The sequence below is a fragment of the Rhizobacter sp. genome (genome assembly GCF_032229685.1).
In the GTDB taxonomy this organism is placed as follows: Bacteria; Pseudomonadota; Gammaproteobacteria; order Burkholderiales; family Burkholderiaceae_C; genus LMDS01.
In genome coordinates this window covers 84,509-110,958 of the sequence record NZ_JAVTWP010000012.1, presented here as the reverse complement: position 1 = coordinate 110,958, position 26,450 = coordinate 84,509, and the positions used below count along the sequence as shown (strand labels likewise).

Below are 26,450 nucleotides of genomic sequence, written 5' to 3'. Positions count from 1 at the left end.
TGGCCTCACTGGGGTTTCGGGGAAGATGCAGCCGCCGACGCGGCACGTGCCACCGGCTCGACCTTCGGGTCGGCCCACGGGCCGCTCACGTGGAACTCGCGCGTGCCGGCTTCGCTGAGCGGCTTGCGCAGCAGCACCTGCGCCAGGAAGGCACCCAGGCCGATGGCGGGGTTGATCACGGCATACGCGAGCGCGGCGGTGCCGGCGTTGATCTCGGGCACCACGACCACGCGCAGATCTTGCGTTTCGCGGGCGATGTCGGCGCGGCCTTCCATCAGCACCGCGGCCTGCACGCCGCGCATGCGCAGGTTGTTCGTCTGCGCCACGCCTTGGGCAATGGTCACGTCGCCGGCGATGTTGTCGAACGCAAAGCCTTCCTGGAACACGTCGCGGAAGTCGAGCAGCAGCCGGCGAGGCAGCGACTGCAGGCTCAGCACGCTGAGCAGGCGTGTGGCGCCGGGGTCGACCTTGAGGAATTGCCCGGCGTCGATCGCCACGCTGACCTGCCCCGCCAGGCTCGGGTAGTCGAGCGCGAACGGCGAGCCGAGCCACGAGACCTGCCCGCTCAGCTGGCCCTTGCCGCCACGGATCGCCTTGGCCGTGCCGAGCCTGTCGAGAAAAGCGCCGCTGTCGGCCAGGTCGAGCGTGAAGTCCATCACCGCACGGCGCGGCGGCGGTGTGCCGCGTGACGGCGCCGCGGCCAATGCAACCCAGTGGCCGGTGGCGACGAGCTGCGCCTCGGGTGTCGTGATGTTGAACTTGGAAAGCTGCCAGTCGCGCAGCACGTCGCGGCCCTGGCCGCTGGAGCGGTTCACGGCCTCGATCTCGAGCCGGCCGAGGCGCTTGCCGCGCAGCTCGAAGTCGTCAACCAGGATGTCGAGCGCCGGCAGCGTGGCCGGCTGCTGGTCGAGCAGGCTCTCGACCTGGTCGACCTCGCCGCGTGGCAGCGACAGGCGCGACAGCCGCGCGAACACCCGGCCGGCCGACGCCGTGCCGGTGCGCGCCGGCGGGCGGTATTCGACATAACCGTTGAGTTGATCGGCATCCACGTTCGCCCGCCACAGGCCTGCGTCGAGCGACACGCCGGCCACCAGCCTGGTCAGGTGGCGCGTGCCGACGTTGAGCTCCTGCACGCGCAGCGCCAGCCTGTCGGGCCGGTAGCCGCCGGCACCGGCGGCCTCGCGCGCCTCGGTGTTGCCGAACAGACGCTCGGCAGCCGCGTCCCATTCGTCGGTGTTCAGGCTCCTGAGGTTGACGTTGGCCGCCACGCCGGCCGGCGGTTGGGGCGCCGGCTCCATCACGCCCACACCGCCGCGCAGCACACGTGGCACGTCGCCCGACACATCGCGCACGTAGTGGGCCTGCAGCAGGTTGCCGAGTTCGACGTGCAGGCTGTCGCGCAGCGCCGGGGCCACGCTGCCTGCTTCGAGCGCGGTCTGGTAACGCAGGAAGAGCGGCGCCTCGGCGCTCTTGTTGAGCGGCGCGGGCAGGTTGATGCCCAGGCCGACCAGGTTGCTCGTCACCAGCAGCTCGGGCCGGCCTTGCGTGAAGCCCAGGTTCATGCGGTAGGCCGCCTGGCCGCTCAGGGCGCCGGCCAGCCGCGCGGCCTGGCCAAGGTCGGTGGCACGGCGCAAGCCTTCGGCGCTGGCGTTGCCCTGGCCGCTGAAGCGGATGGCCCCGTCGGGCTGCAGCCCGCCTTCGAAGGCGAGCTCACCACCGAACAGGCGCGCGCTGGCGCCGGCCACGTTGAAGGTCTTGTGCGTGAAGTCGACGCGGCCTTTCGCGCCGGCGAGCAAGGGGCTGTCGGGCGTGATGCGCACGTCGTTGCCAGGCAGCACGAGGCTGCCCTTCACGTGCGCCGCGGGCGTGTCGACGAGCGGGATCGAGAGGTCGAGCTTCAGGTCGGCCACGCCGGCCGCGCTGCCGGTGTCGAGCGCGTTGCCGATCCAGCCGCCCACGGGCGTGCGGTTCACGAACTGCAGCATCTCGGCCAGCGGCCCGTGGGCGCTGGCTTCGAGCCCGAGCACGCCGTCGCCTTCGAGGTGGCGAATGGCCCCCTGCACGCCGCTCCACTCGACCTTGCCGAGCTGCGCGCGGCCATTGCGGATCGAGAGCGTTCCGCGGTCGACCGTGAGCTCGGCATTGGCGCGCGTCAACATCGGCCAGGGCGAGACCCAGGCCGGCGTGCTGCCCGAGGCCGGTTCGTTCGGCACATAGGCGAAGCTCGCGTCTTCGACCTTGGCGGCGATACGGAACTCGCCGTCTTGGTTGGACCGGGCGTTGTAGAACGGAAAGTCGGCCAGGTCGCCCTTGACGCGGAAACTCGCGCTGGCGAGCCTGCCGCCCTGGATCGCGTGTTCGATGTAGCTGCGTGTGGCCTTCGAGATGTCGAGCGGCAGGTAACGCCAGGCGCGTGTGACCACGCCGTTCATCAGCCGCCCGTCGAGTTCAAGCTTGCCCGGGTAGCGCCCACCCCGTGCGAGGCCGGTGCCGGGGCCGGTGCGCCAAGTGCCGCTCAGTTCGCCTTGCGCGTCGGCGTTGGAGAAGCGCACGTCCCTGGCCGTCACGCTGACCTGCCGCGCCGGGTTGGCCGCGCCTGGTTTTGCAGGCTCGATCTTCCACGCCAGCGTGGCACCGAGCTGGTCGAGCGGCAACATCGGATCGTCGAACACACCCGGTAATTCGAGCACGCCGTCCTTCATGCCGATGCGTGCTTCACCGCCGAGCTCGGTCGCGCTGAGCTGCAACGTGGCGTTGCGCAAGCCCGGCCGGCCCACGCCTTTCGGCTCGGCCGAGGCCTTGGACGCGAGCGACAGGCCGCTCAGCAGGCCCTTGACGCGGTAGTGCTCGGGCGCGTCGAGCGGGCCGTCCCACTTCGCGGCCAGGTCGGTGATCACACCCTGCGGCTGCAACTCGGCCAACAGGCGCCGCAAGGCTTCGCCGAGCGGGATGCGTGACGCCACCTGCGCCATCTGGCCGACGTCGAGCCGCTGCGCACTGAACTCGCCGCCGCTGGCGGGCTCGCCCTCACGCTGGCGCCAGGCGAGTTTCATGTCGCCCTGCGGCCAGCGCACGCCGTCGCCGGTGAGAAAGCTCAGCCGCTGAACGTCGAGCACAGCCCCCTCGGCGTTGCGCTGCGCCACGAGCCGGCCTTCGACCTGCTCGAAGGCCAGCTCGTCGACCGTTTGCGCGAGCCGCAACACCACCGAGCGCAATGCCACGTCGACGGTTGCGGCCTGGGGCTGGCCGTCTTTCAGCTCGAACCAGCCCCGCAGCGCACCCACGCCTTCGCTCAGCTCGAAAGGCAGCGTCACGTGCTGGCGCAACGCGTGCACGTCGGCGCGCGGCAGGCTGGCGTAGGCACTGCCGCTCCAGCGCCGCCAGTCGCCGCGGCGCGCCAGCAGCGGCTGCGTGAATCGGGCGTTGACCGTGAAGCGGTCGCCCCATTCCGGCGGCGGCGTGGCGTCGAAGTGCAGGTTGTGCTGCAGCAGGCCGTTGCGGATCACCAGTTGCACGTCGCCGAGCACCAGCGGCTCGGCCTCGCGCTGTTCGTCGGTCCAGCGCAATGAGCCGCCGCGGATCACGAACTCGTGCTGCTTGAAGAACCAGTCGGCGATGGCATTGCCGTCGCCGCTGTAGTCGCCGCTGACATCGAGGCCGGCCACGAAGAAGCGCCCCTGCGGGTCGCGCCGCAGCTCGAGTTGCGCGCCGTCGATCAACAACTGCTCGAAGCGCAGTTCGAGCGACAGCAGCGAGCGTGGCGAGATCGCGGCGAAGACCCGCGGCAAGCTGAGCGCGGGGCGCATTTCGGCATCGAGCACGGTCACGTCGCGCAGTTCCAGCGAAGGCACCCAGCCACTGGAGCGCACCTCGATCTGGCCAATGCGAACGGGTACCCCCAACGCCCGGCTGGCCCGCATTTCGATCGGCTCACGCCATTGCTGGATGTGGGGCAGAATCGCCCAGTGCAAGGCCAGCCAGGCGACGAGAAGCACACTCGCCACCGCAGCCAGCACCACCACAAAGAGGCGCGCCGCCCATCGCAGGGGCGCCCGACGCAACAGGGGCGCGCCGGTGTTCGCTGGATCAGCGGCCGGCTCGGGCAACGCGGGCGGAAATGAAGACATGAAAATATCGGTGCGCCAGCCTGAGGGTCGGCAAATGGGTCAGAGCAAACGTCTCGCCGCGGGGCGTTCCGGGGCGCACATCGGGGTCAGCGGAACTGGCGTTTTGCCCGGTCTGCACCGAGCCGTCCCTCACAGGTCAATCTAGCACAGACCCCGCGCTGCACCATGGGTTCCACGCCCCCCGTTTTGAGCGTCGCAAGGCCTGCGGCAGCCCCGGCCGCGCAAGCCGTGCCGGCGGCTGCCGAGCACAGCCGGTTCGTGCAGCGCATTCGGCGCCGTTATGAAAACGAACTCGCCTTGCTGCCCCCGGGCCGGCCCGATCGCCAGCGCATCACCGAGCTGATCGAGCTGCTGCAGGCACAAGGCCGCAACCTCGCCAGCGCGATGCGCGTGGCGCGCCAGCTCGTGCTGGAGCGGCTCGCGGTGCTCGACGTGGAGCAGGCCGCGCCGATGCCCGACATCACGCTGTGCATGACCGAGCTCGCCGAAGTGACGCTCAACCTGGCGCTGGCACAAGCGCGGGCCGACCACGACGCGCGCCACGGCGCGCCGCTGAACGCCGCTGGCGAAGTGATCGACTTCTGGGTCATCGGCATGGGCAAGCTCGGCGCGCGCGAGCTCAACGTCTCGTCCGACATCGACCTGATCTACGTCTACGAAGAAGACGGCCAAACCAACGGCGCCGTGCCGTTGAGCGCGCACGAGTACTTCTCGAAGGTGGCGAAGAGCCTGTACACGCTGATCGGCGACACCACCGAAGACGGCTTCGTGTTCCGCGTCGACCTGGCCTTGCGGCCGAACGGCAATTCAGGGCCGGCCGCCGTGAGCATGGCCATGCTCGAAGAGTATTTGCAGGTGCAGGGCCGCGAATGGGAACGCTTCGCGTGGCTGAAGAGCCGCGTGGTCGCGCCGACCGAGAGCGTGAAGAACGGTCGCGCACTGGCTTTGCGCAGCCTCGTCACGCATTTTGTCTACCGCCGCTACCTCGACTACGGTGTCTTCGAAGGCCTGCGCCAGCTGCACGCCAAGGTGCGCGAAGACGCGCAACGCCGCGCCGCCGGCCGGCCCGAACGCGCCAACGATGTGAAGCTCTCGCGCGGTGGCATCCGCGAGATCGAGTTCATCGTGCAACTGTTGCTGGTGGCGCGTGGCGGCCAGTTCCCCGAGATCCGCACCCGCTCGACGCTGAAAGCCCTGACGCGCCTGGCCGCGGGCGGCCTGATGAAGCCGGCGAGCGCGGCGCGCCTGGCCGAGGCCTATGAATTCCTGCGTCGTGTCGAGCACCGCATCCAGTACCTCGACGACCAGCAGACGCACTTGCTGCCCACGAGCGACGCCGACCTCGACTGGATCTCGCGCAGCCTCGGCCTCACGTGCAACGCCGACGCCTGCGAGTTGCTCCACCAGTTGGGCGAAACGCGCGAGTTCGTCGCGATGGAGTTCGACGCGCTGCTGCACGACGGCCGCGCGCCCGGTTCGGCCGGCGCCGCGCCCGGCAGCTGCAAAGGCTGTGGCACCGCGCCTCAACCCGTCGACAGCGATGCTTTCATCGAGCAGTTGCCAGCAGAACTGGCGCAGCGCATCAAGCCGCTCGTCGACCAGCCGAAGATCCAGCTGCTGCGCGATGAAAGCAAGCTGCGCCTGGCACGGCTGATCAACCGCGCCGCGCAGGCCGCACGCGACGGGCGCTGCACCATGGAATCGGCGACCCGTTTCGTCGACTGGCTCGAGCCGCTGCTGCGGCGCGAGAGTTACCTCGCGATGCTGGTCGAGCGGCCCGAAGTGCAAAACCGCCTGTTGCGCCTGCTGGGCCTGGCGCGCTGGCCAATGCGCTACCTGATGCTGCACCCGGGCGTGATCGACGAGCTGGCCGACGAGCGCCTGCTGCACGACCGCTTCGATGCCGCCGAATTCACCCGCGAACTCGAAGAACGTCACGACGCGTGGGCGCGCTCCGGCCAGGCCGACGAAGAGTCGCTGCTCGACACCTTGCGCCGCGCCCACCACGCCGAAGTGTTTCGGACGCTGGTGCGCGACGTGGAAGGCCACATCACGGTCGAGCAGGTGGCCGACGACCTGTCGGCGCTGGCCGACGCCACGCTCGCGATGGTGATCCGCTGGGCCTGGAAGCACTTCAGGCAGGCCCACCGTGCCGAGCCGCACCTGGCCGTCATCGCCTACGGCAAGCTCGGTGGCAAGGAGCTCGGTTACGGCAGCGACCTCGACGTGGTCTTCCTGTTCGACGACACCGACGAACCCGACCCCGACAAGGCCGCCGAGGTCTACGGCGCTTTCGTGCGCAAGCTGATCGGATGGCTCACGCTGCGCACCGCCGCCGGCGAGCTGTTCGACATCGACACCGCACTGCGCCCGAATGGCAACTCGGGGATGCTCGTGACCTCGGTCGCGAGCTTCGCGAAGTACCAGACCGGCCGCGGCAGCAACACCGCGTGGACCTGGGAACACCAGGCGCTGACACGCGCGCGCTGGTGCGCCGGCTACGCGCCGCTCGAAGCCGGTTTCGACCACGTGCGCTGCGAGGTGCTGTGTGCACCGCGCGACGCCGCGGCTCTGCGCGTCGAGGTCACGGCCATGCGCGACAAGGTGCGTGAAGCCCACCCGGTGAAAGCCGATCGATTCGACGTGAAACACAGTGCCGGCGGCATGATGGACGTGGAATTCGCGGTGCAGTACCTGGTGCTCACTTTCGGCGCCACCCAGCGTGGCCTGCTCGACGACGTGGGCAACATCGCGCTGCTGCAACGCGCCGAGGCGGCGGGCCTGTTGCCCGCCGGCGTCGGCACCGGCGCGGCCGATGCCTACCGTGACCTGCGCCGTGCACAGCACCGCGCGCGCCTCGACGAAAAGCCGACGCAGGTCGAGCCGGCCACGATGGCCGCGCAGCGCGACGCCGTGCTGGCGCTGTGGCGCGCCGTGTTCGAGCCGGTGCAGGTTTGACCCTCGTCGCGCGGGGCGGGCTGCGTGGCGCGCACGCGTGGGCCGGTGTCGCGGTGCTGTTGTGCGTGGCGGCACTGGTCGGCTGGCCCATTGAGCGCGAGGCGCTCGACTGGCAACCTGGCCTGGCTTTCACGCAGCCCTGGCGCGCCCTCACCGCCGTGGCGGTGCACTACAACGGCATCCACCTCGCCGGCGCGCTGGCCGGCACGGTGCTGACCGGCGCGCTCGGTTTCGCCGCCAACGTGCCGGCGCGCCTGGTGGCGGCCTGGCTCGTGGCCTGGCCGCTCACGCAGTTCGGCCTGCTCGTCAAACCAGAGCTGGTCCACTACGGCGGCGTCTCGGGCGTGGTGCACGCCGGGGTCGCGGCGGTGATCGTCTTCCTGCTGGTGCAGAAGAAGCGGCCGCAGCGCCTGATCGGCGCCGCGATGCTGGTCGGCATCCTGATCAAGGTGCTCGGCGAAACGCCCTGGGGCCCGGCGCTGCGCCACCCCGAAGGCTGGGGGATCGCCGTCGCGCCGATCGCCCACGCGACCGGCGCGGTGGCCGGCGCCGTGTGTGCGCTCGTGGCGCTGCTGCTGTTCAGAACCGACCCATCGGACCTTTCATGACCCAACGCAAGACGCACCTCGACGCCCTGGCCATCACGCTGCTCGTGGCCTGCTGCTTTCTGTGGGGGCTGAACCAGGTCGCCGTCAAGGCGGCGATGCCGGAAGTGCCGGCGCTGTGGCAGGCCGCCGTTCGTTCGGTCGTCGGCGCCTTGCTCGTCTGGGGCTGGGCGAGCTACCGCGGCATCGCGATCTTCGCGCGTGACGGCACCGGCTTCGGCGGGCTGCTCGCCGGCGCATTGTTCGGCGTCGAGTTCCTGTGCATCTTCGTCGGGCTGCAGTTCACGACCGCGTCGCGCATGGTCGTGTTCATCTACATCTCGCCTTTCGTGGTGGCGCTGGGCATGCCTTTCATAGCGCGCGCCGAGCGCTTGTCGAAGCCGCAGATGGCGGGCTTGCTGCTCGCGTTCGGCGGGGTCGCCTGGGCTTTCGCCGAAGGTTTCACGGCCCCGGCCGCCGGGCCGCACCAGTTGCTGGGTGACGCGCTCGGCGTGGTCGCCGGGGTGTTGTGGGGGGCGACCACGCTGGCGATCCGCGGCAGCGCGCTGTCGAGCGCCTCGGCCGAGAAGACACTTTGGTACCAGCTCGCGATCTCGGGCGTGCTGCTGGCCGCGGCGGCGCTGTTCGCTGGCTCACCGATGCCGGCGCGCGTGTCGGCGCTGGCCTGGGGTTCGATGCTGTTCCAGGTGCTGATCGTCACCTTTGCCAGCTACCTGGTGTGGTTCTGGCTGATCCGCCACTACCCGGCCACGCGGCTCGCTTCGTTCACGCTGCTCACGCCGGTGTTCGGGCTGGTGCTGGGGGCGCTGCTGCTGAACGAGCCGATCACGCTGCGGCTGGTGGTCGCGCTCGCAGCCGTGGCGGCCGGCATCGTGTTGGTGAACCGCCAGGCCTGAAGTTCAGGCGCGAATGCGGCCGACCAGCGCCGTCGTCGAATAACCCTCGACGAACGACAGCGCCTGCGCCTGGCCACCCCAGCTGCGCACCCACTTCGTCTCTTCGAGCGCTTCGATGTCGTAGTCGCCGCCCTTCACGTAGAGGTCGGCCCGCACTTGTCTGAGAAGTTCGACCGGCGTGGGCTCGTCGAACAGCGTCACGAGGCTCACGCTTTCGAGCGCAGCGAGCACGCAGGCGCGGTCGAGTTCGGCATTCAGCGGGCGGTCGGGGCCCTTGCCGAGCAGGCGCGCCGAAGCGTCGCTGTTGAGCCCGATCACCAGGCTCGCGCCGAGTGCACGTGCCTGCGCGAGGTAGCTCACATGGCCGCGGTGCAGGATGTCGAACACGCCGTTGGTGAAGACCACCGGCCGGGGCAGCGCCGCGACCCGCGCGGGCAGTTCGCTGCGCGGGCAGAGCTTGTCGAGGAAGGTCGGAGCCATGCGCAGATTGTCACCTGCGCGGCAGGCCGCGCCCGCGGTGGCCCATAGACTGGCGCTTCACACCAAGAAGGAGACTTCCATGCTCGTGCTTTGCGGCTCCACCATCTCGAACTACTACAACAAGGTCAAGATCGCGCTGCTCGAAAAGGGCGTGCCGTTCACCGAAGAAAAGGTCAACACCGGCAGCAAGGACGAGGCGGTGCTTTCGGCCACGCCCCTCGGTAAGATCCCGTTCATTCGCACCGAGCACGGTGTGATGTGCGAGAGCCAGGCGATCCTCGACTACATCGAAGCCCGGTACCCGAACCCGCCGCTCGTGCCGGCCGACCCGTGGCAGGCCGCGAAGGTGCGCGAACTCGTCACCTTCATCGACCTGCACCTGGAACTGGTGGCGCGCGAGCTGTACCCGAAGGCCTTCTTCGGCGGCGAGATCAGCGAAGCCAACGCGGCGCGCATCCAGAAGCTGCTGAAGAAGAACATCGCCGGATTCATGCGGCTGGCCAAGTTCTCGCCTTACGTGGCGGGCGCCAGCTTCACGCAGGCCGACTGCGCGGCCTGGGCGAGCCTGCCGCTGGTGTCGATGGCCACGCGCGCCGTCTACGGCGAAGACCTGCTCGCCGCCGCGGGCATCGACTGGAAGCCCTACAGCAAGCTGATCAACGAACGCGCCAGCGCGCAGAAGGTGGTGGCCGACCGCAAGGCCGACCAGGAGCGGGCCGCCGCGGCGAAAGCCGGCTGAGGCGGATCAAGCTCTTGCGAGGTCTTCGATCGGGGGCAGGCCCGCATCGGCAATGCCCTGCAATTCAAGCTCGCCGAGCACCGAGGCCAGAACCTGGGTGTCGCAATAGACACGCAACGATACGACCTTGCCCCACCTGAGGCGCAGCACATGCACGCCTTGGTTGCTGCGCGATGTGCCATCGCGCAGCGTGAGGCGGTCGCGCCACTCCACCATCGCCACCGTGTTCCAAGGCATGCCCTTGACCGCCAGCGATTCGATGTCGAAGTGCAGGTCGGGGAATACCGTTTTCAGCCGCGCGTACCAGGGCACGATGCTGCTCATGGCATGGCGCACGCCGCCGAGCGCGTGGTCGCCGAAAAACACGTGTTCGACCGGTGCACCGAATGCGGCGAGCACGGGTGCGTGATCGCCCTGGTTGAGTGCCTTGAAGGCGTGTCGCAGTTGGCGCTCGACGATGCTGCGGTAAATCATGCGGTCTCTCCTTCGGGTTGGCGCAGTTCAGACTCGATCCAGCGCGCCAGGTGGCTGCGCGCGGCGTTGAGGTGCGACGCATTGCCGTACAGATGCGTCAGCATCACCGCGCCTTCGATGGCCGCGATGAAGACGGTGGCGACGTGCTTCGGGTCGGTGCCAGGGCGCATCTCGCGCGCCGCAACGCCCGCCTCGGCGATGCGCTGAATCAGACCGTGCCAGGCACTCATGGCCTGCTGCGCACGCATGCGCAGGCCCGGGTGTGCGTGGTCGGCCTCGATCGCCGTATTCATGATCGGGCAACCGCCTTCGAAAGGCACATCGCCGGTCGCGCCGGCATAGGCGTCGAGCAGCGCATGCAGTTGTTCGCACGCGCCACTGCGCCCTTGCAGTGCCTGCATGAAGCGCGCGCGCACCTGGGCCACGGCGAAGTCCAGCGCTTCATAAGCCAGTGCTTCGCGGCTCTGGAAGTGGCGGTACAGCCCGCCCTTCTGAATGCCGGTGGCTTCGACCACCGCAGCCATCGACGCGGCGAGAAAACCCTGCTGGTTCATCAGCCTGGCGCTGCGCTGGACGATCTCGGCGCGGGTACGTTGGCCTTTGCTGGTCATGGGGCGAGTTTGTGAATCCTCAAAAGATACCGATCGGTCTCTTTTATCGTAGTGCACGCCGTCGATACTGGCAAGCCCAAACAAAAACGGCCCGCGTGTTGCGGGCCGTGGTGCGTTCGCAAACTCAGGTGGCTGGCAGCGCGGCCGGCTGGCCTTTGGCGGCGGCCGCTACGGCTGCGGTCACTTCCTTGCGGTAGCGGTTCAGCTCCTGCACGCTGGCGAAGCTGCGCTCCATCAGCAGGCTCATGTTGTGCAGGATGCGCTCGACGACCTTGGTTTCCCAGACGGCGTCGAACTGGATCTGCTTGTCGAGCCACTTCTCGAGCCACTCGGGATTGGGCAGGCGGCTTTGCACGGTGTCACGCGGGAACAGCTTGGCATTGACGTGAAGGTTGGTCGGGTGCAGCGCCTGCGCGGTGCGGCGGGCGCTGGCCATCAACACGCCGACCTTGGCGAACGCAGCGCGCGCTTCGTCGCCGAAGTTCTGCATTGCACGCTTCATGTAGCGCAGGTAAGCGCCGCCGTGGCGCGCTTCGTCGCGGGCCAGCGTTTCGTAGATGGCCTGGATCACCGGCTCGGTGTGCCACTCGGCCGCGCGGCGGTACCAGTGGTTCAGGCGGATCTCGCCGCAGAAATGCAGCATCAATGTCTCGAGCGCGGGCGCCGGGTCGAACTCGAAGCGCACTTCCTGCAGTTCGGCTTCGGTCGGCACCAGGTCGGGCCGGAAGCGACGCAGGTATTCCATCAACACCAACGAGTGCTTCTGCTCTTCGAAGAACCACACGCTCATGAAGCCGCAGAAGTCGGCGTCGTCCTTGTTGTCGCGCAGGAACATCTCGGTGGCCGGCAGCGCCGCCCACTCGGTGATGGCGTTCATCTTGATGGTCTGCGCCTGCTCGTCGCTGAGCTTGCTGGCGTCGAAATGGTCCCAAGGAATGTCCTTGTCCATGTTCCAGCGCACGGCTTCGAGTTGTTTGAAGAGTTCGGGATAGATCATGGCGATGGGGCCCTGCGGTCGGGGTGCCTGTAGACGGCGCGATTCTATGCCGCGAGCCTTGCCCCCGGCTGGCGCGATGCCGGGCGGGAAAACGCGCCTGCACGGAAGTGCGACTGATCGGTTATATTTAAGACCAGTCAGTCACAAAACAGTGCCGTGGTCCATTTGCCCTTCATCCGCTCCTGCGATCGCACGTCACGATTCGGGGAACTCGTGCGCCAGGGGTGCGTCGAATCGGCACGGCGTTTTCTTTCCGTTGCGGAGCCTTCCACTCACACTGGCTGCAATCTTCGGGCGCGTTTCCTCCTCCCTCCTCCCTCCCTCGTTCGCCCGGGGGCGCTCCGCAGCGATCTTTCTTCCTGCAGTGGCCGCGGTCTGCGGCCACTGCTGTTGTCTCGCGGCGCGCGATGACTCCGATGCGCCGCGTCGCCGTCATCGGCTCGGGGATTTCGGGCCTCTCTGTCGCCCATGGCCTGGCGGGCCGCGCGCAGGTGTCGCTGTTCGAAGCCGGTGCCTATTTCGGCGGCCACACGCACACGGTGGACGTGACGCTCGACGGCCACACCCATGGCGTCGACACCGGCTTTCTGGTGCTGAACGAGCGCACCTACCCGCGCCTGCTGCGGCTGTTTGCCGAGCTCGGTGTGGAGATCGCCAAGTCGGACATGTCGTTCTCGGTGCAGGTGCCGGCTGGCGCTTCGGGCAGCGCGCTCGAATGGAGCGGCTGCGACCTGAACACCGTGTTCGCCCAGCGCCGCAACCTGGTGCGGCCGCGCTTCTGGAAGATGCTGGCCGACGTGCAGCGCTTCAACCGCATCACGACCGAGCTCGCGGTGGCGGGGCGCGAAGCGGAGCTCGACCAGCCGATTGCCGACTTCCTCGCGCAGCATCGTTTCTCCGACGCGTTTCGCGACTGGTACTTCCTGCCGATGATCGGCTGCATCTGGTCGTGCCCGGTCGACCAGATGCTGCAGTTCCCGATCGCCACGATGATCCGGTTCTGCCACAACCACGGCCTGATCCAGCTGACGAATCGCCCGCAGTGGTACACGGTGCGCGGTGGTGCCCGCCAGTACGTTGAGAAGATGCTGCGCTCGGTGCCCGACGCGCGCCTGATCACACCGGTGCGCAGCGTGCGCCGCCTGCCGTCGACCACGGGCCAGGCCGGCGTGCTGGTCAGCACTGATGCCGGCACCGAACTGTTCGACGAGGTCGTGATGGCCTGCCACAGCGACCAGTCGCTGGCACTGCTGGCCGACCCGTCGCCTGCCGAGCGCGAGGTGCTGGGTGCGATCCGCTACCACCGCAACCGCGCCGTGCTGCACACCGACACAGCGCTGCTGCCCCAGCGCCGCCTCGCCTGGGCAGCGTGGAACTACGAGCGCGCGGCCGAAGATTCGCGCGAGCAGGCGGCCGTGTGCCTGCACTACCTGCTCAATCGGCTGCAACCGCTGCCCTTCACGACCCCGGTCGTCGTCTCGCTGAACCCGGTGACCGAACCGCGCGCCGAGGCGGTCCATGGCGAGTTCGACTACGCGCACCCGGTGTTCGACATGGCGGCAATGGCCGCGCAGAAGCGTGTGCCTTCGTTGCAAGGCCAGCGCCACACCTGGTTCTGCGGCGCCTGGACACGCTACGGCTTCCATGAAGACGGCCTGATGTCTGGCGAGGCGGTCTGCGCCGGCCTGAGCACGCGCCTGTCGCCGGCGGCAGCCCCGGCGCTCGTGGTGCCGGCATGAGCAGCAGCCACGCGCCGGCCGAAGTGCTGATCGGCATGGGCGAAGTGCGCCACACGCGCTTTCGGCCGGCGCTGAACCGCTTCGTGTACCCCACCTACTTCCTGATGCTGCCGATGCGCAGCCTGCGGGCCGCTGCCTCGACCGTGCTGCCGCGCAACCGCTTCGGCCTGATCAGCTTCTTCGACCGCGACCACGGCGACGGCGGCCCCGACAGCCTGGCCTGGCTCGAGCGCCTGCTGGCGCGGGAAGGCGTGGCCGATGCGAACGGCGAAGTCTGGCTGCATTGTTACCCGCGCGTGCTGGGCTTCACCTTCAAGCCGGTCAGCTTCTGGTATTGCCACCGATCCGACGGCACGCTCGCCGCCGTGGTCGTGGAGGTGAACAACACGTTCGGCGAGCGCCACTGCTACCTGCTGAACCGCCCGGGCCTGGCCTTCGGCCGCGAGCTACAGGCCGACAAGGTGTTCCACGTGTCGCCGTTCTGCGAGGTGGCCGGCGACTACCGCTTCCGCTTCATGCGCAACGACCTGCATCCGAATGCCGGCGATCCGCGTATCCACACCGCAAGAACGGTCGCACGCATCGACCACCACGACGCGCAGGGCCTGCTGATCCAGACCAGCGTGTCGGGGGCGCTGGCTCCGCTGACTTCCGGGCGCCTGCATGCCGCGTTTTTCGGCATGCCGCTGATGACACTCGGCGTCATCGCACGCATCCACTGGCAGGCGGTGAGGCTGTGGGCGAAGCGCGTGCCGTTCTTCCGCAAACCCGAACCGCCGGAAACGTTCATCACCCGCTGAACCGAACGACCAACGCAGAACAACCTACGACCGCGCCGCCCATGAACCGCAGCACCACCCTGAACACGGCACCCTTGTCCGAGTCAGCCCCCGCCGCCGCGCGCGCGGTGTTCCAGCTGATGAAGCGCCTGAAGCACGGCGCGCTCGACGTGCACATGCCCGACGGCTCCTCGGCCCGCTTCGGCAGTGCCGCCGAAGGCGAACCACGCGCGGCGATCCGCCTGCGCAACTGGAACCCCTGCGCCGCAGCGCTCAAGTCGGGCGACATCGGCTTTGCCGAGAGTTTCATCGCCGGCGACTGGACCACGCCCGACCTCACTGCCCTGCTGACACTCTTCATCGCCAACCGCGACGAGGTCGAGTCGGTGATCTACGGCACCTGGTGGGGATCACTCCTGTACCGCGCGAAACACCTGTTCAATCGCAACTCGCGCCGCGGCAGCAAGAAGAACATCCACGCCCACTACGACCTGGGCAACCAGTTCTATCGCCTCTGGCTCGACCCGACGATGAACTACAGCAGCGCCTGGTTCGAGGGCGAGCGCAGCGGTGACTTGGTGAACGCGCAGTGGGCCAAGGTGCGGCGCGCCTTGAACGAGGCCGGGGTGAAAGAAGGCGACCGTGTGCTCGAGATCGGCTGCGGCTGGGGCGCGCTGGCCGAGTGTGCGGCACGCGAGTTCGGCGCCACCGTGACGGGCGTGACGCTGTCGAGCGAACAACTCGCCTGGGCGCAGAAGCGGCTCGAGGACGCCGGTCTGCCCGGTGACCTGCGCTTTCAGGACTACCGCGCGCTGAACGACGGCATGGACGCCGGAACCGGCAACGGCCGGTTCGACGCCGTCGTCTCGATCGAGATGTTCGAAGCCGTTGGCCGCGAGTACTGGCCGAGTTTCTTCGACACGCTCAAGACGCAACTCAAGCCCGGCGGCCGTGCCTGCATCCAGAGCATCACGATCCGCGACGACCTGTTCGAGCGCTACGTGAAGTCGACCGACTTCATCCAGCAGTACATCTTTCCCGGCGGCTTGCTGCCGAGCCCGAGCGCGTTCCGCGCCGCGGCACGGGCGGCGGGCCTGAAGGTCGTCAACGAACTCGACTTCGGCCTCGACTACGCCGAAACGCTGCGGCGCTGGCGCGAGCGTTTCCTGTCGCAGGAAGGGCCGGTGCGCCGGCTCGGTTTCGACACCCGCTTCATGCGCATCTGGGAGTTCTACCTCGGCTACTGCGAGGCGGCCTTCGCCACCGGCAACACCAGCGTCATGCAGTTCACGCTGCAGCGCGACTGAGCATGTTGCACTCCGGTGTCTCGCGCCGCAGCGCACTCGCCGCGCTGGCGGCGCTCGCCTGCGCGCCGCGTGCCGGCGCGACGCCGATGCCGGCCGAAGTGGCCGCGGAACTGGCTGCGTCGAAACTGCACGGCGCCGGGCGCCTCACGTGGTTCGGCCTGTCGGTCTACGACGCGCGACTGTGGGCCGGTGAGGGTTTCAGCGCGGCACGGTTCGAACGCGAGCCGCTCGCGCTCGAAGTTCAGTACGCCCGCGCGCTGCAAGGCCGGCAGATCGCCGAGCGCAGCCTGGCCGAGATGCAGCGCTTCGGTGCGGTGACCGAGGCCGACGCCGCACGCTGGCTCGCGTCGATGACGCAACTCTTCCCCGACGTCGCCGCCGGCGACCGCATCACCGGCGTGCACCGCCCCGGCGAAGCGGCACGCTACTACTTCAACGGCAAGCTGCGCGGCGAAGTGCGCGAGACCGACTTCGCGCGCCGCTTCTTCGGGATCTGGCTGTCGCCGCAGACCTCGGAGCCGAAACTTCGCCTGGCCCTGCTCGGCGGGCCCCGGGCGGGCTCATGACCGGCACGGCGAACGTGGTCTCGCTGCCGGCGCCAGTTCCTCCGCTCGCCAGTGCCTGGCGCGGCGGCAGCCGCTACGGCGCACTTGGCCTGCCGCTCGCGTTCGTGGCGCTGCCGCTGTACGTGGTGCTGCCCAACCATTACGCCGGCACGCTCGGCGTCCCGCTGGCACTGCTCGGCATCGTGCTGCTGGCGGCGCGGCTGCTCGACGCGGTCGCCGACCCGCTGATCGGCCGCTGGGCCGACCGACTGTTCGCGCGCTCGGCCGCCCGGGCTTGGCGGGCCGCGGCCGGGGGCGGGGTGGTGCTGGCGATCGGCTTCGCGGCGCTGTTCTTCCCGCCCGTGCAGGGCAGCACGCCGCTGCTCGTGTGGTGCGCCGCGCTGCTGGCGCTCACCTACATCGGATACAGCGTGGTGACGGTGATCCACCAGGCCTGGGGCGCGCGCCTCGGCGGTGACGAAGCGCAGCGCGCCCGCATCGTCGCGTGGCGCGAAGGCCTGGCGCTGGCCGGCGTGCTGGTGGCGAGCGTGTTGCCGTCGCTCGCCGGCCTGGGCGTGACGGCGTCGGTGTTCGCGGTCTTGCTGCTGGCCGGTTTGCTGCTGCTGCGCGGCGCGCCGCAACCATCGCACAGCGCGCTGGAAGCAAGCTCGTCCACGCTGGCCAAACCTTTCGACAACGCGGCCTTCCGCAAGCTGCTGGCGATCTATCTCGTGAACGGCATCGCGAGCGCCGTGCCGGCGACGCTGGTGCTGTTTTTCATCCGCGACCGGCTGCAAACGCCGCAGTTCGAACCGCTCTTTCTGGCCAGCTACTTCGCGGCCGGCGCATTGTCGATCCCGCTCTGGGTGCGCTGCGTCGCACGCTTCGGCCTGGCACGCACCTGGCTCGCCGGCATGCTGTTGGCGATCCTCGTCTTCGTGTGGGCCGCGGCGCTCGGCGCCGGCGACGTGGCGGCATTCACCGCCGTGTGCGTGCTGAGCGGTGTGGCGCTCGGCGCCGACCTGACGTTGCCGAGCGCGTTGCTTGCCGGCGTGATCCAGCGCGCCGGCCACGCGGGCCGGGCCGAAGGCGCGTACTTCGGCTGGTGGAATTTCGCGACCAAACTCAACCTGGCGCTCGCGGCCGGCGTGTCACTGCCTGCCCTGCAGGCGCTCGGCTACGCGCCGGGCAGCCGCAGCGTCGAGGCCCTGAGCGCGCTGACGCTCGCCTACTGCGTGTTGCCCTGCGTGCTCAAACTCGCGGCTTGCACGCTGCTCTACTCGTCCTGGATCCGCCCTTCCGAAAGCCACTGATGCGCTCACGCTGTCTTCTTGTCGCCGTCGCCGCTGCGGCCCTGTTGTTCGGTGGCTGCGCTTCGGCACCGACACCGGCCGACTACGCGGCCGAAAAGCCCGTGCTCGACCTCAAGACCTACTTCAACGGCGACCTCGTCGCGCACGGTGTCTTCACCGACCGCAGCGGCAAGGTCGCGCGCCGCTTCACGGTGCAGCTGAAAGGCAGCTGGACCGGCGACGACGGCGTGCTCGACGAAAACTTCGACTACAGCGACGGCAAGAAAGAGCGCCGCGTCTGGCGCCTGAAGAAGCTGCCCGATGTGAACGGACAGGGCCGCTACACCGGCACGGCCGACGACGTGGTCGGCACCGCCATCGGCGAATCGGCGGGCAACGCCTTGCGCTGGGCCTACACGCTGCGCCTGCCGGTCGACGACAAGGTCTACGAAGTGCAGTTCGACGACTGGATGTACCTGATGGACGAACGCGTGATGATCAACAAGGCGGTGATGAGCAAGTTCGGCGTGCGCCTCGGCGAAGTGACACTGTCGTTCTACAAGAAGTGACACCACGACCATGCCCTTGAATCCGCGCATCACCGACTGGGCCGGCCAGGTGGTCTGGCTCGTCGGCGCCTCGACCGGCATCGGCCGGGCCACCGCCGAGCTCTTGCACCGGCGCGGCGCGAAGGTCGTGGTCTCGGCACGCAATGCGGCCTTGCTCGACAGCTTCGAGAAGGCGCACGCGGGCAGCCTGGGCATCACGCTCGACGTGACCGACCGCGCCGCGCTGGCCGGCGCCACGGAACAGATCGTCGACAAATTCGGCCGCCTCGACATGGCGGTCTACTGCGCCGGCTACCACCAGCCGATGCGTGCCACCGATTTCAAGCTCGACGTGGCGCTGCAACACGACCGCATCAACTACGTCGGCGCGTTGCACCTGCTCGACGTGGTGCTGCCGGTGTTGCTGAAACAGGGCTTCGGCCACCTGAGCCTGATCTCGAGCGTGGCGGGCTACCGCGGCCTGCCCACGTCGCTCGCCTATGGCCCGACCAAGGCGGCGCTGATCAACCTGGCGCAAACGCTGTATCTCGATCTGCACCCGCTCGGCATCGGGGCTTCGCTGATCAACCCGGGTTTCGTGGAAACGCCGCTGACGGCGAAGAACGAGTTCACCATGCCGGCGCTGATCACGCCCGACGAAGCGGCGCGCGAGATCGTGAAAGGCTGGGAGGCGGGCCGCTTCGAGATCCACTTTCCGAAGCGTTTCACGCTCTGGATGAAGGCACTCAGCCACCTCGGCGACGGGCTCTATTTCAAGCTCGTGCGCAAGACCACCGGGCTGTGACCCGTCGCCCGCCTACAGCCAGCCCTTGCGCCGGAAGAACCAGAACGGCGCGATCACGCTCACGACCATCAAGCCCAGCGCATACGGGTAGCCGAGCGCCCAGTCGAGCTCGGGCATGGCCTTGAAGTTCATGCCGTAGATGCTGGCGATCAGCGTCGGCGGCAGCAGTGCCACGCTGGCCACCGAGAACAGCTTGATGATCTTGTTCTGGTTGATGTTGATGAAACCGACCGTCGCGTTCATCAAAAAGTTGATCTTGTCGAACAGGAAGGTGCTGTGGCTGTCGAGCGAGTCGATGTCTCGCAGGATCTGCCGCGCTTCCTCGAACTGCTCGGCATTGAGCATGCGGCTGCGCATCATGAAGCTGACCGCGCGGCGCGTGTCCATCACGTTGCGGCGGATCCGGCCGTTCAGGTCTTCTTCGCGGGCGATCGCGTTCAGCGCTTCGCCGGCGGCCACGTCGTCGAGCCGCTGCTTGAGCACACGCGCGCTCACCGCTTCGAGGCTGTCGTAGATGCCTTCGAGCGCGTCGGCGCTGTATTCGGCGTCGGCGTCGTAGAGCTTGAGCAGCACGTCTTTCGCGTCTTCGATCAGCGCCGGGATGCGCCGCGCCCGCAGCCGCAGCAGCCGGAACACCGGCAGGTCTTCGGCGTGGATCGAGAACAGCACGTTCCTGAACAGGATGAAAGCCACGCGCACGTTGCGCGGGGCTTCGTCGTCGTCGATCAGGAAGTCGGAGCGGATGTGCAGTTCGCCGTTGTCTTCTTCGTAGAAGCGGGCCGATTCTTCGAGGTCGTCGTCGACGGCGTCGTGCGGGATCGTCACGCCGAAGTGCTGCGCGATCCAGCCTTTTTCTTCGACGGTCGGCGCTTCGAGGTCGACCCAGACCGGCTGCACGCGGGTGAGCACCTGCGTCAGGTCGTCGAGGCTTTCGATTTCTTCTTGCGCGAGCCGGCCATTGGCCAGCGTGAAGACATTCAGCATGAGGGCTCCAACGCGAGCGCGCCCGCCGCATCGGGCGGCACGGTCAGGGTCTGGGGGATGGGTAGCGGGCCCGCCTCACCCCAGGTGAACGCTGGAGCGGACGGTCACCGAGACGGTGGCTTGTCCAAGCAAATCTCCGGGAGGCAATCCTCGAATTATTGCACTCGCTTCGAGCCAAAAAACCGCCGGTGGCGCGGCTTTGCGCGTGTGCTTTTCGGCACCCTGTGAGTATTGGTGTCACTCGCTTGTCACACGCGCAGAAGGCGGGTACGCTGGGTTCAACGGGGCCCGCTCCCGCACTCTTCCAAGACGCTCGTCCCGCCTTTCCCCGCTTCCCTCACCCCTGCGAAAGGAACCCCCATGAACTTGACCATCAGCGGTCACCATCTCGACGTGACGCCTGCTCTCCGAGAGTATGTGCTCACGAAGCTGGACCGGGTCACGCGCCACTTCGACCAGGTCGTCGATATCAACGTGCTGCTGTCGGTTGAAAAGCTCAAGGAAAAAGAACGCAGGCAAAAGGCCGAGGTCACACTGCACGTGAAGGGCAAGGACATCTTCGTCGAGCAGTGCCACGAAGACATGTATGCCGCCATCGATCAGCTGATGGACAAGCTCGACCGGCAGGTCTGCCGCCACAAGGACAAGGTGCAAGACCATCACCACGCCGCGCCGAAACGCATCGACGCCACGACCGCCTGATCGCGCCAGACGCACAGCACAGGCCCAGCACCAACCCAGAGCAAAAGGCGGCCTTCGGGCCGCTTTTTCGTGCCGTGAAATGCCCCCCGCGACCGGGTGCCGGCGCACCGTTGCTGCAATGCAGCACCCTATGCACAATCTGGCGGCACGAGCCCCTTGGGCTTGCCCCTGGCGCCGACATGCACTCCATAATTCACGACCCTGTCACTTATGGGGCTGATTGACCGGCGTCAAGCTCCGCTCACTCACCCTGTGCCACTGATGAACCGCCTCGCTGCCATCCTGCCTGCCAGCAACGTGCTGGTCGATGTCGACGCCACCAGCAAGAAGCGCGCGTTCGAGCACGCCGGGCTGGTGTTCGAGAACCAGCATTCGGTCGCACGGGCCACGGTCACCGACAACCTGTTCGCACGCGAACGGCTCGGTTCCACCGGTCTCGGGCATGGCGTGGCCATTCCGCACGGCCGCATCAAGGGCCTGAAGAACCCGCTCGCCGCGGTCCTGCGCGTTCAGCAGCCGATCCCGTTCGATGCGCCCGACGAAGAACCCGTCGGCCTGCTGATCTTTCTGCTGGTGCCCGAGGCGGCGACGCAGCGGCATCTTGAAATCCTCTCCGAGATCGCCGAGATGCTCTCCGACCGCGAACTGCGCGAGCGGCTCAAGAGCGAAGGCGACGCGGCGATGGTGCACACGCTCATCGCCAACTGGGAACCGCTGAAGTCGGTCGCCTGATGCTTCTTCCCGTCGGCGACGCGCGGGACGAGCGCCGGGCCGCCCCAAGCCGGCCCGCACCCCCTCGGGGGGTGGTGCGGTATTCCGCACCGGGGGCCCCATGAAACCGAGCGTCATCAGCGCCGAGGCGCTGTTCGAAGAGCACCGCGAGATCCTGGCCTGGGAGTGGATCGCCGGCCACGCCCACCCCGAGCGGCGTTTCGACGAAGCCGCTGTGCGCAACGCGCAGTCGGCCGCCGACCTGGTCGGCTACCTGAACTACATCCACCCGTACCGGGTGCAGATCGTCGGCCGGCGCGAGGTGGCCTACCTCAGCGTCAACCCCGAAGTGGCCGAGCGGCGCATCTCGCGCATCGTGACGCTGGAGCCGCCGGTGCTGATCGTGGCCGACGGCGAAACGCCGCCCGACAAGCTGGTGGCCATGTGCGACCGGGCCGACATTCCGCTGTTCGCCACCGGCGAGTCGGCCGGCCACGTGATCGACGTGGTGCGCAGTTACCTGAGCCAGCACTTCGCAGAGCGCACCACGCGGCACGGCGTGTTCATGGACATCCTGGGTGTCGGTGTGCTCATCACCGGCGAGTCGGGCCTGGGCAAGAGCGAACTCGGCCTCGAGCTGATCTCGCGCGGCCACGGCCTGGTGGCCGACGACGCGGTCGACATCTACCGCGTGGCGCAAACCGCACTCGAAGGCCGCTGCCCCGACCTGCTGCTCAACCTGCTCGAGGTGCGCGGCATCGGCCTGCTCGACATCAAGGCCATTTTCGGCGAGACCGCCGTGCGCCGGAAGATGCGGCTCAAGCTGATCGTGCACCTGGTGCGCAAGGAAACGATGGACCGCGAGTTCGAGCGCCTGCCCTACGAGCCGCTGAACGAAGAGATCCTCGACGTGGCGGTGCGCAAGACCGTGATCGCCGTCGACGCGGGCCGCAACCTCGCCGTGCTCGTGGAAGCCGCGGTGCGCAACACGATCCTGCAGTTGCGGGGCATCGACACCTACAAAGAGTTCATCGAGCGCCACAACAAGGCGATGCTCAAACCCGAATAGGCTACTTCGGCCGGTGCTGGCACTTCGGTTTGGTGCAGGCCGCATAAAGGGCCAGCGCGTGGTCCTGCAGCTCGAACCCGCGCGACTGCGCGATGCTGCGCTGGCGCTTCTCGATCTCGGCGTCGAAGAACTCCTCGACACGCCCGCAGTCCATGCAGACCAGGTGGTCGTGGTGCTTGCCTTCATTGAGCTCGAACACCGCCTTGCCGGTCTCGAAGTGGTTGCGGCTCAGGATGCCGGCCTGCTCGAACTGCATCAGCACCCGGTAGACGGTGGCCAGCCCCACGTCGGCACCTTCGGCCAGCAGCATCTTGAACACGTCTTCGGCGCTCATGTGGCGCTGGTTGGTCTTCTGGAACATTTCCAGAACCTTGATGCGCGGCAGCGTGGCCTTCAGGCCGCTGTTCTTCAGTTCGTCGGCGTGCGTCATGGCATTTCCGGGCAGGGGCATCGGGGTGGGCCGGGCAAACCCAGCCGCTAGAATCGGCCGATCATATCGAGGTTGGCGCCCGCTCCCGGCGCGCCGGTTCCCACACCATGCGACTCCCCGTTTACACGCCCCTGCTTCGTGTCGTTCCACTCGGGCTGCTGCTGGCCGGCGCCCTCGGCCTGACGGCGTGCCAGTCGCTGCAATCGTCCGACAGCTTTCTCGGCGTGATCACGCCCTACCGCGTCGAGGTTGTGCAGGGCAACGTCATCACCAAGGAACAGGCCGCGTTCGTGAAGACCGGAATGAGCCGCGCGCAGGTGCGTGACATTCTCGGTTCGCCGCTGGTCGCCGACCCGTTCCACGCCGACCGCTGGGACTACGTCTTCACCATCAAGCGCCAGGGCGCCGAGCCGCAGTTGCGCCGCGTCAAGGCCTCGTTCGTCGGCGAAAGCCTGACGGCGCTCGACACCGGCGGCGACCTGCCGAGCGAGCAGGACTTCGTCGCCTCGATCGACACCTTCAAGACCGCACGCAACGCGCCGCCACTGGAATTGAGCCCCGAAGAGATCAAGGCCCTGCCCGTGCCGCCCCCCGTGCCTGCCGTGGCCGCCGAGCCGGTCGGGCCCACGCGCACCTACCCACCGCTCGAGCCGCGCTCATGACGCTGCGCATCGCGGTGGCGGGCGCTTCCGGGCGCATGGGGCAGATGCTGATCGAGGCGATCAGCGCCGCTGACGACTGCGTGCTCGCGGGTGCGCTCGATGTCGCGGGCGCCCGCAGCATCGGCCAGGACGCCGGCGCTTTTCTCGGCCGCCAGAGCGGCGCCGTCATCACGGCCGACCTGCGCGCGGGCCTGGCGAACGCGCAGGTGCTGATCGACTTCACCCGGCCCGAGGGCACGCTCGCGCACCTGGCCGTGTGCCGCGAGCTCGGTGTGAAGGCCGTGATCGGCACCACCGGGTTCAGCGACGAACAAAAAGCGCAGATCGCGGCGCACGCCGAACACATCGCCATCATGATGGCGCCGAACATGAGCGTCGGCGTGAACGTTATGCTCAAGCTGCTCGACTTGGCCGCGCGTGCGCTGAAGCAAGGCTACGACATCGAGGTCATCGAGGCGCACCACCGCCACAAGGTCGACGCGCCGAGCGGCACGGCGCTGAAGATGGGCGAAGTGCTCGCTGCTGCCGTCGGCCGCGACCTGAAAGACTGCGCCGTCTACGCCCGCGAAGGCGTGACCGGCGAGCGCGACCCGTCGACCATCGGCTTCGCCACCGTGCGTGGCGGCGACATCGTCGGCGACCACACCGTGCTGTTCGCCGGCACCGGCGAGCGCATCGAGATCACGCACCGCTCGAACAGCCGCGCCACTTACGCGCAAGGCAGCCTGCGCGCCGCGCGTTTTCTGGCGAACCACGCCCGCGGCCTGTTCGACATGAACGACGTGCTCGACCTCCAGTAAAAAAGGCAGACATGGGCGGCTTCGAGAACTTCTGGGCCCAGGGCGACGCGATCACCCGCGCGGTGGCGGCGCTGCTGCTGCTGATGTCGGTGAGCGCCTGGGTCGTGATCCTCTGGAAAGGCTGGCTGCTGCGCCGCGTGCGGCGTGACATCGAGCGCGCCGTGCCGGCCTTCTGGGCCGCCCCGTCGATCGACGCCGGCCGCGAGCAGCTCGCGTCGTTCGACCGCGAACGTGCCCTGAGCCCGCTGCTCGCCGCGGCCGTGGCCACGCCGCTCGGCGGCACGCTCGAAGCCAAGGGCCACGTCGACTCGCAGCTCACGCGCCGCCTGCGCGACGCACTGCACGGCGTGCTCGCGCAGCTGCAGTTCGGGCAGGTGCTGCTGGCCTCGATCGGCAGCACCGCGCCCTTCATCGGCCTGTTCGGCACGGTCTGGGGCATCTACCACGCGCTGATCAACATCTCGGCCTCGGGCTCGATCTCGATCGAGCGTGTGTCGGGCCCGGTCGGTGAAGCGCTGGTGATGACGGCCGCCGGCCTGGCGGTGGCCATCCCCGCCGTGCTGGCCTACAACATCTTCGGCAAGATGGTCGGCTCCTGCGAGGCCGAGCTCGAAGGTTTCGCGCACGACCTGCGCGAGATGATCATCGACAGCTCCGGCACCCGCTGATTCCGCCATGGCCTTCGGTCGCCTTCAACGCAGCGCCAGCGCCACGCCGATGAGCGACATCAACATGACGCCGCTGATCGACGTGATGCTGGTGCTGCTGGTGATCTTCATGATCACCGCACCGTTGATGACTTCCAGCCTCAAGCTCGACCTGCCCAAGACCGAAGGCGGCCAGCCCAACGACGCGCCGCAGTTCATCAGCGTGGCGCTCGACCCGCAGGGCAAGCTCTTCTTCGGCGAAGAAGCGCTCGAAGCCGCGGCCTTCGAGGCGCGCGTGCTCGAAGCGGCCAAGAAGAACCCGAAGACCGAAGTGCAGCTGCGCGCCGACAAGGGCGTACCTTACGGGCGCGTGGCCGAACTGATCGCGATGGTGCAGAAGGCCGGCCTCAGCCGCATCGGCTTCGTGACCGAAGCACCCGCCGCCGCAACGAAGCCGTAGGCCGCCGCCCCGCCGCGGCCCGGAGCAACCCCGCCATGCTCACCGTTCACAACCCGCTGCACCACTTGCACCAGGGCCGCCAGGAAATGTTCCGTGGCCGGCTCGTGCCCTGCCACGAAACCGCCGCGCGCCTCGACCATGTGCTCGCCGAACTGCAAGGCCGCGCGCTCGGCCCACTGCAAGAGCCCGACGTGGCAGCGAACGAACTCGACTCGGCACTCGCGCGGCTGCACAGCGCGCGTTACCTGCACTTCATCGAACACGCCTGGGACGAATGGGTCGCGCTCGACCCCGCCAACGCGGCACTCGACGCGCTGCCTTCGGTGTGGCCCGCGCCCGGCATGCGCTTCGACGTGTTGCCCGACAACTTCGCGGCGCGCATGGGCATCTTCTCTTTCGACGCCGGTACGCCGCTCACCGCCGGCAGCTGGGTGGCCGCACGCGCCGGCGCGGCCTGTGCGATCAGCGCCGCGCGCGCCGTTTCGGCCGGCGCACGCAGCGCGTTTGCGCTGAGCCGCCCGCCGGGCCACCACGCCGGCGCCGATTTCTTCGGCGGCTACTGTTTCCTGAACAACGCCGCGCTCGCCGCGCAGGCCCTGCGCGACAGCGGCCACGAGCGCGTCGCGGTGCTCGACGTCGACTACCACCACGGCAACGGCACGCAGGCGATCTTCCACGAACGTGCCGACGTGCTCACCGTGTCGATCCACGGTGACCCGCGCACCGAGTACCCGTTCTTTCTCGGCCACGCCGACGAGCGCGGGGCCGGCGCGGGGCTCGGCTTCAACCACAACCTGCCGTTGCCGCGTGGCACCGGCTTCGCGCGCTGGCGCGAGGCGCTGCACACCGGGCTCGGGCACATCCGCCAGTTCGGCGCGCAGGCACTCGTGGTCTCGCTCGGTGTCGACACGTTCGAAGGCGACCCGATCTCCGGCTTCACGCTGAAGAGCGCCGACTACCTGCAGGTGGGGCGCGACATCGCCAGCGCGAAGCTGCCCACGGTGTTCGTGTTCGAAGGGGGTTACGCGGTCGAAGAAGTCGGCGTGAACACGGTGAACGTGCTCGAAGGCTTCGGCGGCTGAA

General features: G+C 68.2%; 26 protein-coding genes. 19 read left to right on the top strand and 7 right to left on the bottom strand.

What is annotated here, in order from left to right; all coding sequences use genetic code 11:
• Window positions 1–5: 5 nt before the first annotated feature.
• The gene (locus AC30PD_RS06120; RefSeq protein WP_489534767.1) at window positions 6–4,127 is read right to left on the bottom strand and encodes a YhdP family protein; all 4,122 of its coding nucleotides are present in this window, start codon (window positions 4,125–4,127) and stop codon (window positions 6–8) included.
• A 165-nt stretch (window positions 4,128–4,292) separates the two neighbouring features.
• On the opposite strand from AC30PD_RS06120, the gene glnE reads away from it, so the two are divergent.
• The 3 genes from glnE to AC30PD_RS06105 are packed head-to-tail and all read left to right on the top strand — an operon-like array spanning window position 4,293 to window position 8,586.
• Complete coding sequence (glnE, locus tag AC30PD_RS06115) at window positions 4,293–7,085, top strand: bifunctional [glutamate--ammonia ligase]-adenylyl-L-tyrosine phosphorylase/[glutamate--ammonia-ligase] adenylyltransferase (RefSeq protein WP_489534766.1); 2,793 nt, start codon at window positions 4,293–4,295, stop codon at window positions 7,083–7,085.
• Window positions 7,082–7,693 carry a rhombosortase gene (gene rrtA / locus AC30PD_RS06110; protein WP_489534765.1) on the top strand — a complete coding sequence of 204 codons (612 nt, stop codon included), beginning with the start codon at window positions 7,082–7,084 and terminating at the stop codon, window positions 7,691–7,693. The genes glnE and rrtA overlap by 4 nt, the downstream gene beginning before the upstream one ends.
• Window positions 7,690–8,586: a DMT family transporter gene (locus AC30PD_RS06105; RefSeq protein WP_489534764.1), complete on the top strand. Its 897-nt coding sequence runs from the start codon at window positions 7,690–7,692 to the stop codon at window positions 8,584–8,586. Before rrtA ends, AC30PD_RS06105 begins: the two co-directional genes overlap by 4 nt.
• Window positions 8,587–8,589: 3 nt before the next feature.
• Here AC30PD_RS06105 and AC30PD_RS06100 read toward each other — a convergent pair whose 3' ends face one another.
• Window positions 8,590–9,066 (bottom strand): adenylyltransferase/cytidyltransferase family protein, encoded by a 477-nt coding sequence (locus AC30PD_RS06100; protein ID WP_489534763.1) that lies wholly within the window; start codon window positions 9,064–9,066, stop codon window positions 8,590–8,592.
• 79 nt (window positions 9,067–9,145) lie between these two features.
• Here AC30PD_RS06100 and AC30PD_RS06095 point away from each other — a divergent pair, with 79 nt between their 5' ends.
• On the top strand, window positions 9,146–9,805 hold the full coding sequence (locus tag AC30PD_RS06095) for a glutathione S-transferase family protein (RefSeq protein WP_489534762.1): 660 nt from the start codon (window positions 9,146–9,148) through the stop codon (window positions 9,803–9,805).
• 6 nt (window positions 9,806–9,811) lie between these two features.
• Here AC30PD_RS06095 and AC30PD_RS06090 read toward each other — a convergent pair whose 3' ends face one another.
• From AC30PD_RS06090 to AC30PD_RS06080, 3 genes are all read right to left on the bottom strand, one after another.
• A complete protein-coding gene (locus AC30PD_RS06090) occupies window positions 9,812–10,279 on the bottom strand; it encodes a nuclear transport factor 2 family protein (RefSeq protein ID WP_489534761.1) in 468 nt (155 codons plus the stop codon).
• Window positions 10,276–10,890 (bottom strand): TetR/AcrR family transcriptional regulator, encoded by a 615-nt coding sequence (locus AC30PD_RS06085; RefSeq protein WP_489534760.1) that lies wholly within the window; start codon window positions 10,888–10,890, stop codon window positions 10,276–10,278. The genes AC30PD_RS06090 and AC30PD_RS06085 overlap by 4 nt, the downstream gene beginning before the upstream one ends.
• Before the next feature lie 124 nt (window positions 10,891–11,014).
• Entirely contained in the window at window positions 11,015–11,887 is an 873-nt protein-coding gene (locus AC30PD_RS06080) for a ferritin family protein (RefSeq protein ID WP_489534759.1), read from the bottom strand.
• A gap of 416 nt (window positions 11,888–12,303) precedes the next feature.
• Here AC30PD_RS06080 and AC30PD_RS06075 point away from each other — a divergent pair, with 416 nt between their 5' ends.
• The 7 genes from AC30PD_RS06075 to AC30PD_RS06045 are packed head-to-tail and all read left to right on the top strand — an operon-like array spanning window position 12,304 to window position 18,902.
• A complete protein-coding gene (locus AC30PD_RS06075; protein ID WP_489534758.1) occupies window positions 12,304–13,626 on the top strand; it encodes an NAD(P)/FAD-dependent oxidoreductase in 1,323 nt (440 codons plus the stop codon).
• Window positions 13,623–14,426: a DUF1365 domain-containing protein gene (locus tag AC30PD_RS06070; protein ID WP_489534757.1), complete on the top strand. Its 804-nt coding sequence runs from the start codon at window positions 13,623–13,625 to the stop codon at window positions 14,424–14,426. Before AC30PD_RS06075 ends, AC30PD_RS06070 begins: the two co-directional genes overlap by 4 nt.
• Before the next feature lie 41 nt (window positions 14,427–14,467).
• Window positions 14,468–15,712: a class I SAM-dependent methyltransferase gene (locus AC30PD_RS06065; protein WP_489534756.1), complete on the top strand. Its 1,245-nt coding sequence runs from the start codon at window positions 14,468–14,470 to the stop codon at window positions 15,710–15,712.
• 2 nt (window positions 15,713–15,714) lie between these two features.
• Window positions 15,715–16,278 (top strand): chalcone isomerase family protein, encoded by a 564-nt coding sequence (locus AC30PD_RS06060; protein WP_489534755.1) that lies wholly within the window; start codon window positions 15,715–15,717, stop codon window positions 16,276–16,278.
• Window positions 16,275–17,570, top strand: coding sequence for an MFS transporter (locus AC30PD_RS06055; RefSeq protein ID WP_489534754.1), 1,296 nt, complete (start codon window positions 16,275–16,277; stop codon window positions 17,568–17,570). Before AC30PD_RS06060 ends, AC30PD_RS06055 begins: the two co-directional genes overlap by 4 nt.
• Entirely contained in the window at window positions 17,570–18,118 is a 549-nt protein-coding gene (locus AC30PD_RS06050) for a DUF3833 domain-containing protein (RefSeq protein WP_489534753.1), read from the top strand. Before AC30PD_RS06055 ends, AC30PD_RS06050 begins: the two co-directional genes overlap by 1 nt.
• A gap of 10 nt (window positions 18,119–18,128) precedes the next feature.
• Window positions 18,129–18,902, top strand: coding sequence for an SDR family NAD(P)-dependent oxidoreductase (locus AC30PD_RS06045; protein ID WP_489534752.1), 774 nt, complete (start codon window positions 18,129–18,131; stop codon window positions 18,900–18,902).
• Between the two features lie 12 nt (window positions 18,903–18,914).
• Here the strand turns inward: AC30PD_RS06045 and corA are convergent, their stop codons facing one another.
• A complete protein-coding gene (gene corA / locus AC30PD_RS06040) occupies window positions 18,915–19,886 on the bottom strand; it encodes a magnesium/cobalt transporter CorA (RefSeq protein WP_489534751.1) in 972 nt (323 codons plus the stop codon).
• A 360-nt stretch (window positions 19,887–20,246) separates the two neighbouring features.
• Between corA and hpf the strand changes: the two genes are divergently transcribed.
• The 3 genes from hpf (at window position 20,247) to hprK (ending at window position 22,368) form a co-directional block, all read left to right on the top strand.
• Window positions 20,247–20,588: a ribosome hibernation-promoting factor, HPF/YfiA family gene (gene hpf / locus AC30PD_RS06035; protein WP_489534750.1), complete on the top strand. Its 342-nt coding sequence runs from the start codon at window positions 20,247–20,249 to the stop codon at window positions 20,586–20,588.
• 261 nt (window positions 20,589–20,849) lie between these two features.
• Window positions 20,850–21,320 (top strand): PTS sugar transporter subunit IIA, encoded by a 471-nt coding sequence (locus tag AC30PD_RS06030; RefSeq protein ID WP_489534749.1) that lies wholly within the window; start codon window positions 20,850–20,852, stop codon window positions 21,318–21,320.
• A gap of 100 nt (window positions 21,321–21,420) precedes the next feature.
• Complete coding sequence (hprK, locus tag AC30PD_RS06025; RefSeq protein WP_489534748.1) at window positions 21,421–22,368, top strand: HPr(Ser) kinase/phosphatase; 948 nt, start codon at window positions 21,421–21,423, stop codon at window positions 22,366–22,368.
• A 1-nt stretch (window position 22,369) separates the two neighbouring features.
• Here hprK and fur read toward each other — a convergent pair whose 3' ends face one another.
• The gene (gene fur, locus AC30PD_RS06020) at window positions 22,370–22,798 is read right to left on the bottom strand and encodes a ferric iron uptake transcriptional regulator (protein WP_489534747.1); all 429 of its coding nucleotides are present in this window, start codon (window positions 22,796–22,798) and stop codon (window positions 22,370–22,372) included.
• A 107-nt stretch (window positions 22,799–22,905) separates the two neighbouring features.
• Between fur and AC30PD_RS06015 the strand changes: the two genes are divergently transcribed.
• Genes AC30PD_RS06015 through AC30PD_RS05995 form a run of 5 tightly spaced genes read left to right on the top strand, consistent with a single transcriptional unit; the run spans window position 22,906 to window position 26,449 of the window.
• Complete coding sequence (locus AC30PD_RS06015; protein ID WP_489534746.1) at window positions 22,906–23,460, top strand: outer membrane protein assembly factor BamE; 555 nt, start codon at window positions 22,906–22,908, stop codon at window positions 23,458–23,460.
• A complete protein-coding gene (dapB, locus tag AC30PD_RS06010; RefSeq protein WP_489534745.1) occupies window positions 23,457–24,260 on the top strand; it encodes a 4-hydroxy-tetrahydrodipicolinate reductase in 804 nt (267 codons plus the stop codon). The genes AC30PD_RS06015 and dapB overlap by 4 nt, the downstream gene beginning before the upstream one ends.
• Window positions 24,261–24,271: 11 nt before the next feature.
• On the top strand, window positions 24,272–24,928 hold the full coding sequence (locus AC30PD_RS06005; protein ID WP_489534744.1) for a MotA/TolQ/ExbB proton channel family protein: 657 nt from the start codon (window positions 24,272–24,274) through the stop codon (window positions 24,926–24,928).
• 7 nt (window positions 24,929–24,935) lie between these two features.
• Complete coding sequence (locus AC30PD_RS06000; protein ID WP_489534743.1) at window positions 24,936–25,367, top strand: ExbD/TolR family protein; 432 nt, start codon at window positions 24,936–24,938, stop codon at window positions 25,365–25,367.
• 35 nt (window positions 25,368–25,402) lie between these two features.
• Entirely contained in the window at window positions 25,403–26,449 is a 1,047-nt protein-coding gene (locus AC30PD_RS05995) for a histone deacetylase family protein (RefSeq protein ID WP_489534742.1), read from the top strand.
• Window position 26,450 lies beyond the last annotated feature (1 nt).